This is a genomic window from Flavobacterium sp. (assembly GCF_025352015.1).
Taxonomy (GTDB): Bacteria; Bacteroidota; Bacteroidia; order Flavobacteriales; family Flavobacteriaceae; genus Flavobacterium.
This window is the reverse complement of sequence record NZ_JANXUG010000001.1, coordinates 1-3981: the sequence shown is the minus strand read 5'-3', so window position 1 is coordinate 3981 and position 3981 is coordinate 1. Positions and strand designations below refer to the sequence as shown.

Genomic DNA, 3981 nt, shown 5'->3' with positions numbered 1-3981 from the left:
TTCACAATTTTTAGCTTTACTGTCCTAATGAAAAATGCCTTTTTTTATTTTATAATGTTTCCTTTTTTAGGTTTTATAAATGCCATAAAAAACTATAGAAGTTCATGGGCAAAACCAACGATTATTGCATTTGTAGCTTTTTTTGGATTATCAATGGTTAAAAGCGATACCGTAGATAGCGCTCGATATATTCAGAATCTTGAGGTAATGTACGATAGTAATAAAGATTATGAAACTATTCAAAATAGTTTGTACACTCAAGAAGGAGGTCAGGTAGATATTTATGTAATTTTGGTCACATTTATTTTCTCAATTTTTACAGATAACGGAAATATTCTATTTTTATTTTTTGGTTTAGTATTCGGTTACTTTTATGCAAATAATATTTGGTCGGTATTAAATCAATCAAAAGGAAAATTATCTTGGGAACAATATCTTTTGATTGCATGCTTTAGTTTGGTTGTGGGATTTTGGACAGTGAACGGAGTTCGGATGTGGACTGCAGCCCATGTTTTCTTTTATGGCGGGTTTTTATATTTATTTCATAACAAGAAAAAAGGATTACTTATTGCTGCAACAAGTATTTTATTCCACTTCTCCTTTGTTATCCCTGTGGTACTTTTAATAGCTTACAGCCTGGTTCGATTAAATTTTAGATTTCTTTACATCTTTTATATAGCAAGTTTTTTTATTGCCGAACTTAATGTAGATTTTATTAGAAATATGCTTGAGACAAACCTACCAGATTTTTTGTTGCCAAAAGTTAAAACCTATTTTAATGAGGATTATATCGAAGGATATGAAAAAATAGGTGTTGCTGCAAATTGGTATATTTTGTACTATAAAAAAATATTAACTTATTTTACTGTAATATTTATTTCTATTTTATTTTTCAAAGGAAATTTAACCTCAAAAACTCGAAATTTATTGGGATTCTCACTACTATTTTTGGCCATAGCCAATATTTTGAGTTTGCTTCCATCAGGTGGTCGTTTCTTGAATGTAGCCTTCTTGTTTTCGTTGGCAACCTCATTTATTGTAGTAACAAATAGTAAAGAAAGCATTATTGGCAAAAGTGCTAGATTATTTTCACCGCTATTAGTTTTGTTTTGTATCATTTCTATCAGATTATCATTTGATTATTTTAACGTTACAACACTAACTAATCCAATAGTAGTTTTTTTAACCAATGTAAATCAACCTCTTATTGATTTATTTAAATAAGTAAAACTGGATTAATAATGTCTTTTAAAACAATTTCTTATTTAAAATCGTTTGCTGCTGCTGCTGACATCAACAGGAACGGGCATTCAATAAAAGAAAAATTTATTATCATTGAGTCTGACGACTGGGGAGCAATTAGAACACCTTCAAAAGAAGTGATTACCTATTTTGAAAAAAAAGGTTTTGCAATTGCCAATAGTATTTATAAAAATGATGCATTAGCATCTCAAGACGATTTAGAAAAATTATTTAACGTTTTGCAAGCTTACAAAGGTAGCGATGGTAAGCCAGCTGTAATTACTGCAAATTGTATCATGGCAAACCCTGATTTTGTAAAGATAAAAGAGCATGATTTTCAACAGTATTATTGGGAATCTTTTACCGAAACCTTAAAACGATATCCAAACCATAAAAATAATTTTCAGCTATGGAAACAAGCAATTAATAATGGTGTATTTTATCCGCAATTTCACGGGAGAGAACATCTAAATGTTAAACGTTGGATGAAAGCATTGCAATCAAATAACGATGCAATAGTATCTTCTTTTGAACAGCAAACAACTTTTTCTGGTAAAGACGATTACAGCTTCATGGAAGCCTATGATTGGGATATTAAAGAGGATACAAAGCAACACGAATGCATCATTTCAGAAGGATTGCAAATCTTTGAAGAGCATTTTGGATTTAGATCCAAAAGTTTTATTGCGCCTTGTTATAATTGGGATACAAAACTTGAACCTTTTTTAGCTAGTCAAGGTATAAAATGGATTCAGGGTCTGCGTTCACAACTGCAACCAACGGGAGTTTTTAATGAATATCAGTACATAAAACATAGTTTTGGAGAATCACAAAACGGTTTGCGTTACAACATTAGAAATTGTTTTTTTGAACCAAGCATGTTACCTCAAAAAGATTGGGTAAACAGTTGTTTAGCTCAAATACAAGCGGCATTTTTGTTTTCAAAGCCTGCAATAATATGTTCTCATCGAATTAACTTTGTGGGTTTCATCAATCCCAAAAATGGAGATCGAGGATTGAAAGATTTAAATAATTTGCTTAAAGCAATTGTAAAAAAATGGCCAGAAGTTAGATTTGTAACAACAGATCAGTTATCGGACTTTAGCTTAAGTAATTAAAAACAAAATAGTTTCATAAATGTTATTTAACTCTTTAGAATTTGCTTTATTTCTGCCAATAGTTTTAATACTCTATTGGTTTGTGTTCCCAAAAAGCATTAGTAAGCAAAACCTTTTAATTTTACTAGCTAGTTATATTTTTTATGCATGGTGGGATTGGCGTTTTTTGTTTTTATTGTTTTTTTCCACATTTCTAGACTATTTTTCTGGACTTAAAATTGAGCAGTCCAAAACAAATGCACACAGCAAGTTTTGGTTGGTCTTAAGTATTGGAATCAATTTAGGATTTTTAGGTTTCTTTAAATACTATAATTTTTTTGTTACCGAATTGACAAATGCTATTGCCAATGCAGGTATAGTAATAAATCCTTGGACATTAAAAGTAATCCTCCCAGTAGGAATTTCTTTTTATACATTTCATGGACTTTCATATATTATTGATGTATATAAAAAAAGAATAATTGCTGAAAGAAACTTTGTAGATTATGCAGTTTTTGTCAGTTATTTTCCGTTGTTAGTAGCGGGTCCTATAGAAAGAGCTACTCATTTGTTACCTCAATTTAAAAAAGCAAGAGCCTTCGATTATGATAAAGCAGCAGATGGTTTACGACAAATTCTTTGGGGATTATTTAAAAAAATTGTTATTGCAGATAATTGTGCCACATATGCAAACACTATTTTTAATGCCAGTGGCGAGCACAATGGAAGTAGCTTATTTATTGGAGCATTATTTTTCACTTTTCAAATTTATGGGGATTTCTCTGGATATTCAGATATTGCTTTAGGAGTTTCCCGTTTGTTTGGAATAGAATTATTACGAAATTTTGCTTTTCCCTATTTCTCTCGAGATATTGCTGAATTTTGGAGAAGATGGCACATATCACTGTCAACTTGGTTTAGAGATTATCTCTATTTTCCTCTAGGTGGAAGTCAAGGAGGAACATGGATGAAGATAAGAAACACTTTTATAATCTTTTTAGTTAGCGGATTTTGGCATGGTGCCAATTGGACTTTTATGGCTTGGGGTTTACTCAATGCGCTGTATTTTATTCCTTTGTTATTGTTAAATAAAAACAGAAATTATTTAGAAGTAATCCCAACGCATAACTATTTTCCATCCCTCAAAGAATTTTTTCAAATTTCGCTCACTTTTTTTCTAACCGTTATCGCTTGGATATTTTTCAGATCTGATACTATATCACAAGCATTTGCTATTCTAAATAAAATTTTTTCTAAAAGTTTATTTCAAACACCTAATTTTCTGGGTAAAAACGACATGATTTACTTCATAATTCATTGCTTGATGGTTGGACTTTTAATCATCACAGAGTGGATGCACCGCGATAAACAATTTGGTCTTCAATTTAATCAAGCTACAATGCGAAATACGGTCAAAAGATGGTCAATTTATGCCGTTATTGTTGTTTTTATTTTACTTTTTGGAGGTAAACAAAATAACTTTATTTATTTTCAATTTTAATTTTTAATGATGAGCAAGTTTATTAAAAAGTGTTTTTTGTTTCTTGCATTAATAATTTTATTAAATACTTTATATTTAGTGCTGCTATTAAATTTTAATTCAAATTTTAAAAAAGTATACGATATTTCAAATTTTAAAAAC

General features: G+C 30.1%; 3 protein-coding genes. All 3 read left to right on the top strand.

Features of this window, described 5'->3' with window-relative positions:
• Positions 1–1224 (top strand): EpsG family protein (locus tag Q0Q96_RS00015; RefSeq protein ID WP_293870025.1); only part of this gene is annotated, 1224 nt, incomplete at its 5' end.
• 17 nt (positions 1225–1241) lie between these two features.
• The gene (locus Q0Q96_RS00010; protein WP_293870023.1) at positions 1242–2360 is read left to right on the top strand and encodes a polysaccharide (de)acetylase; all 1119 of its coding nucleotides are present in this window, start codon (positions 1242–1244) and stop codon (positions 2358–2360) included.
• 19 nt (positions 2361–2379) lie between these two features.
• Positions 2380–3840, top strand: a complete 1461-nt coding sequence (locus Q0Q96_RS00005) for an MBOAT family O-acyltransferase (protein ID WP_293870021.1) — start codon at positions 2380–2382, stop codon at positions 3838–3840.
• Positions 3841–3981: the final 141 nt, after the last annotated feature.

What these genes read in the sequence shown, in the direction of transcription:
- Q0Q96_RS00005 (WP_293870021.1), top strand. Translation starts at nt 2,380, where the DNA reads ATGTTATTTAACTCTTTAGAATTTGCTTTATTTCTGCCAATAGTTTTA.
- Q0Q96_RS00010 (WP_293870023.1), top strand. Translation starts at nt 1,242, where the DNA reads ATGTCTTTTAAAACAATTTCTTATTTAAAATCGTTTGCTGCTGCTGCT.